Annotated in this window: 5 protein-coding genes; all 5 read left to right on the forward strand. The window is 66.2% G+C overall.

The window, feature by feature from the left end; all coding sequences use genetic code 11:
- Window positions 1-198: ABC transporter permease subunit (locus tag ACFVJS_RS26025; RefSeq protein ID WP_378886409.1), on the forward strand; the 198-nt coding region annotated here is incomplete at its 5' end.
- Window positions 199-213: 15 nt separating this feature from the next.
- Window positions 214-1299 (forward strand): ABC transporter ATP-binding protein, encoded by a 1086-nt coding sequence (locus tag ACFVJS_RS26030; RefSeq protein ID WP_378886410.1) that lies wholly within the window; start codon window positions 214-216, stop codon window positions 1297-1299.
- Complete coding sequence (locus ACFVJS_RS26035) at window positions 1299-2486, forward strand: ABC transporter ATP-binding protein (protein ID WP_378886412.1); 1188 nt, start codon at window positions 1299-1301, stop codon at window positions 2484-2486. The genes ACFVJS_RS26030 and ACFVJS_RS26035 overlap by 1 nt, the downstream gene beginning before the upstream one ends.
- A gap of 230 nt (window positions 2487-2716) precedes the next feature.
- Window positions 2717-3718 (forward strand): ABC transporter permease, encoded by a 1002-nt coding sequence (locus tag ACFVJS_RS26040; protein ID WP_378886414.1) that lies wholly within the window; start codon window positions 2717-2719, stop codon window positions 3716-3718.
- Between the two features lie 47 nt (window positions 3719-3765).
- Entirely contained in the window at window positions 3766-5577 is a 1812-nt protein-coding gene (locus ACFVJS_RS26045; protein ID WP_378886416.1) for an ABC transporter substrate-binding protein, read from the forward strand.
- Window positions 5578-5604 lie beyond the last annotated feature (27 nt).

A 5604-nucleotide genomic window follows, 5' to 3' on the forward strand; every position in this document is an offset into this window, starting at 1 on the left:
GTCATGGGCGGAGCGATCATCACCGAGAGCGTGTTCAATTACTACGGTCTCGGGAAGCTCGCCGTCACGGCCAACACCAACTACGACCTGCCGACGATCATCGGGTTGGTGCTTCTCCTCGGCGCGCTGGTGATCATCGCGAACATCATCGTCGACATCCTCTACGCCTTCATCGACCCGCGCGTGCGCGTCGCCTGAGGAGGGATCTGAACCATGACTGACCTTTCCAAGACGCACGGGGCGACGCCGACCAAGGATGGCGCGTTCCTCTCGGTGCGGGACCTGAAGGTCCACTTCACCACCTCCGACGGCATCGTCAAGGCGACCGACGGCCTCTCCTTCGACCTCGAGCGCGGCAAGACGCTCGGCATCGTGGGCGAGTCCGGCTCCGGCAAGTCGGTCTCCAGCTCGGCGATCATGGGGCTGCACCGAGGCACCAACGCCAAGCTCAGCGGCGAGATCCTGCTCGACGGGGTCGACCTGCTCAAGGTGAGCAACGAGGAGATGCGCAAGCGCCGCGGCCGCGACGTGGCGATGATCTTCCAGGACCCGCTCTCCGCGATGCATCCCTACTACACGGTGGGCAACCAGATCATGGAGGCCTACCAGGTCCACAACGACGTGACGAAGAGGGAGGCGCGCAAGCGCGCCATCGAGATGCTCGACCGCGTCGGCATCCCGCAGCCCGACCGTCGCGTGGACGACTACCCGCACCAGTTCTCCGGCGGTATGCGCCAGCGCGCGATGATCGCGATGGGGCTGATCAACAACCCCAGCCTGCTCATCGCCGACGAGCCGACCACCGCTCTCGACGTGACCGTCCAGGCCCAGATCCTCGACCTGCTCCAGGACCTGCAGCGCGACTTCGACGCGGCGATCATCATCATCACCCACGACCTCGGCGTCGTGGCGGAGATGGCTGACGACGTACTCGTGATGTACGCCGGCCGCGCGGTCGAGTACGGCCCGGGCAAGGAGATCCTCACCAACCCGGAGATGCCCTACACCTGGGGTCTGCTCTCCAGCGTGCCGGACCTGACGGCATCGACCGAGGCCAAGCTGATCCCGATCCGGGGCAACCCGCCGTCGCTGCTCAACCCGCCGCCGGGATGCGCGTTCGAGCCGCGCTGCGACCACGTGGCGAAGGTGGGCGGTGACCTGTGCCGGACGACCCTGCCGGACCTCACCCCCGCCAACAGCGGTGGCAACCACGTCAAGCGCTGCCACATCAAGAACGCCGACGAGGTCTACGAGGCAGAGATCCTGCCCGAGATCGCCCCTGACCTGGTGGAGGACTGATGAGCGACACCACGACTGCCACCGAGACCTCGGTGGCACCGGCGAGCACCGAGACGGTGCTGTCGGTCGAGAACCTGAAGATGCACTTCCCGGTCAAGGGCAGCGGCGTGATCCGGCGTACGGTCGGCCACGTCAAGGCGGTGGACGGGGTCTCCTTCGAGGTCGCCAAGGGCACCGCCCTCGGCCTCGTCGGTGAGTCTGGCTGCGGCAAGTCCACCACCGGGCGGATGGTGACCCGGCTCTACAAGCCCACCGAAGGCAAGATCAACTTCGAGGGCACCGACATCGCCAACTACACGGGCAAGCAGCTGCACCCGATGCGCCGCGAGATCCAGATGATCTTCCAGGATCCGTCGACGTCGCTGAACCCGCGTCACACGGTCGGCTCGATCATCGGCGCGCCGCTGCGGATCCACAACATGGTGCCGAAGAACAAGGTGCTCAACCGGGTCCAGGAGCTGCTCGAGATCGTCGGCCTCAACCCGGAGCACTACAACCGCTACCCGCACGAGTTCTCCGGCGGTCAGCGCCAGCGCATCGGTATCGCCCGGGCGCTGACCCTGCAGCCGAAGCTGCTCGTCGCCGACGAGCCGGTCTCCGCGCTCGACGTGTCGATCCAGGCCCAGGTGATCAACCTTCTGCAGGACCTGCAGAAGGAGTTCGACATCTCCTTCCTGTTCATCGCTCACGACCTCGCCATCGTCCGCCACTTCTGCCCCGAGGTCGCGGTGATGTACCTCGGCAAGATCGTGGAGATCGGTGACCGAGAGTCGATCTACGAGCACGCTCACCACCCCTACACGCAGGCGCTGCTCTCCGCGGTGCCGGACGTGAAGCAGGCCGCCATCGGTGGCCGTCGTGAGCGGATCCGGCTGGAGGGTGACGTACCGTCGCCGATCAACCCGCCCTCGGGCTGTCACTTCCGCACCCGCTGTGCGTTCGCCAAGGACATCTGCTCCGTGGTCGAGCCGCCGCTGCTGCAGATCGGCAAGAAGCACAAGGTCGCCTGCCACTTCCCGGGCGAGATCCACCAGCACCCGGAGAAGCCGGTGACCGCCCCGCTCCTGGGCGTCGACGAGTTCGGCGCACCGGACCCGGGCGCGAGCCCGGCAGAGGTCCCTGGCGAGGGTCCGGGGTACGCCGACACCTGGTACGACCTGGCGAACAACACCCGCGGTCGCGCCTGAGAATCTTCCGCGTTTCAGCAGGATCACGAAAGACGGTCCGCAGCCATCGGCTGCGGGCCGTCTTTGTTACGAATGTGTCACACATCACGTCGGTATCGAACCGTTATCTGTAGGGCGGTCCCAACCGTCCGAAGTTGGCATAACTTGAGCCAGCGCTGGTTCGGGACTGCGCCAAGTGATCTGGTCTTGGGCGAGCCGAGCCCAAGGCATTCGAACGGAGATCCGAGCGTATGACTGTGTCCGAAGTGTTGATCCAGGGTGGCCCTGATCCCGAGATCAATCCGGAGCCGAGCTCCGGCGAGGTCGCCGGCCGCTCGCCGATGCGGATCGCCATGGACCGGCTGCTCTCCGACAAGGTCGCGATGGTCTGCGCCGGGATCGTGCTGGTCTTCGTCCTGATCGCGATCTTCGCGCCGCTGCTGTGCAAGCTGTTCGGCGTCGAGGTGCGAGCCGGCGACCCGGTCGCCGACACCGACTCCTTCAACTATCCCGTCATCGGCCCGCCCAACTACGGGTTCACCTGGGAGGCGCCGCTCGGGCTCGAGCCCAACTCCGGCAACGACCTGCTCGCCGAGTGGTTCTACGGCGCCCGTACGTCCCTGCTGGTCGCCACGGTCGCCACCATCGTCTCGACGATCGTCGGCGTGGTGCTCGGCCTGATCGCGGGCTACAGCCGCGGCTGGGGCGACCGCCTGGTCACCTTCGCCACCGACCTCTTCCTGACGCTGCCGTTCCTGCTGGTCGCGATCGCCGTCTCGCCGATGCTCGTAGAGCGTTGGAAGGAGAACCCGGCGATGCTCGACAACGCCTCCCTGATCGCGCTGATCGTGATCCTCTCGGTGTTCGGATGGATGGGCCTGGCCCGGCTGATCCGCGGTGAGGTGGTCTCGCTGCGTGAGCGCGAGTTCATCGAGGCCGCGCGCGTGCTCGGCATGCCCACCCACCGGATCCTCTTCCGCGAGCTGCTGCCCAACCTGGTGGCACCGATCGTCGTCTCGTTCTCGCTGAGCCTGCCGGCCACGATCGCCGCGGAGGCGACGCTGGCCTACCTCGGCGTCGGCGTCACCGGACGCCCGTCGTGGGGTCAGACGATCCTGCGTGCCCAGAACTGGTTCGACGAATACCCCTTGTTCCTCTACGCGCCGATTGTCGGGATCGTGGTCCTGGTCTTCGCGCTCAACCTGCTCGGAGACGCCATCCGTGACGCCTTCGACCCCAAGTCTTTCCGGTGAGCACGTCGTCGGAGAGAGGCATCAACCATGGAAGGTGGAAACCTACGATGCGATTGAAGAGAACAGTGATCGCCGCCAGCGCGATCGCTGCGCTGACGCTCACCGCTGCGTGTGGTGGCGGGAGCGGGAGTGGCGAGGACTCGACCGGCGAGTTCAAGGCCGGTGGTGGCGCCGGTGCCGGCAAGGACGCGACGGCCGAGGGTCCGCTGGAGATCCCCTCGGACGCCAAGAAGGGTGGCACCATCACGGTGCTGTCGAACAACGCGCCCCACACCCTCGACCCGACCCGGACCTACTACACCGACTCCGGTGCGATCATGTCCGGCCTGGTGACCCGATCGCTCACGCAGTACGTCTACGACGAGAAGAGCGGTGACTCGATCCTCGTCCCCGACCTCGCCACCGACCTCGGCCAGGTCTCCGAGGACGGCCTGACCTGGACCTTCGAGCTCAAGGACGGGCTCAAGTACGAGGACGGCACCGACGTCACCGCCGAGGACGTCGTCTACGGCATCAAGCGCTCCTTCGCCGTGGACACCCTGACCGACGGTCCGACCTACCAGCTGACGTTCTTCAAGGACGGCGACAAGTACAAGGGTCCGTTCGCGGACACCGACGCCGAGCTGAAGAAGCTGCCCGGCTACGACGCCAGCGCCGGCTGGTACGGCGGCGAGGACTACGACGGTGTCGAGGCCGACGGCAACAAGGTGATCATCCACCTCGCCCAGCCGTTCCCCGAGCTCGACTACTACGCCTCGTTCCCGGTCTTCTCGCCGATCCCGAAGGCCAAGGACAAGGACCCGCTGGCCTACGAGAGCCACCCGATGGCGACCGGCCCCTACAAGTTCGAGTCCTACAAGCCGGGCGTCTCGCTGAAGCTGGTCAAGAACGAGCACTGGGACCCCGACACCGACCCGGGCCGCATCCAGGCCGCGGACGCCTTCGACTTCCGGTTCGCTCAGGACACCGCGAAGCTCGAGAACCAGATCCTCGGCGACAAGGGCGCGGCGCAGACGATGATGACGTACGACGACGTCACGCCTCCGACCTATAAGTCGATCAAGGAGAGCGCTCCGGACAACCTCATCGAGGGCACCTCGCCGTGCACCTACATGTACCGCCCGGACCAGACCAAGATCAAGGACAAGTTGGTCCGCGAGGCCATCAGCTGGGCCTACCCCTACCAGGCCGCCTGGAAGGCGTCCGGCGAGATCGTGGGTGTCACCATCCAGCCCGGCACCTCGCTCCTGCCCCCGGGCACCGCGGGCCGTGTCGAGTACCAGTACCCGAAGGGACAGGACGGTCAGACCACCGACCCGGAGAAGGCCAAGGCGCTCCTGGAGGAGGCCGGTGCTGTCGGCTTCGAGCTGAAGTGGCACTACCAGCGTGACGACGAGAACTCCGTCGCCAAGAAGGACCAGATGGTCAAGGGCTTCGAGGCTGCCGGCTTCAAGGCGACCCCGGTGGCCTCGACCGACGAGACCTACCGCGACGACGAGAGCAACCTGGACGCCCCGGTCAACCTCCGCTACGGCGGCTGGTGCTCCGACTGGCCCTCGGGTGGCTCGTGGTTCCCGGCGCAGTGGATCGGCTCCAACGCCAACAAGCCGGGTATGCCGAACCCGACCAACTTCAAGGAGGCTGACGCCGACGCGAAGCAGGCCGAGATCCTGAAGATGGACGCCGACGAGGTGCCCGCGGCCTGGGGTGAGTTCGACAAGTGGATGCAGGAGACCTACATGGTCGAGATCAACGCCGGCTACGACGCGAACGCCTTCATCAAGGGCTCGCAGGTCGGCGGGGTCGTCAACGACCCGGTCAAGGGCATGCCGAGCTTCTCCATCATGTACCTCAAGTGAGGTCAGCCGGCCGGCGTGGGCCATCCC

Source organism: Nocardioides sp. NPDC057772, assembly GCF_042798075.1.
GTDB lineage: Bacteria > Actinomycetota > Actinomycetes > Propionibacteriales > Nocardioidaceae > Nocardioides.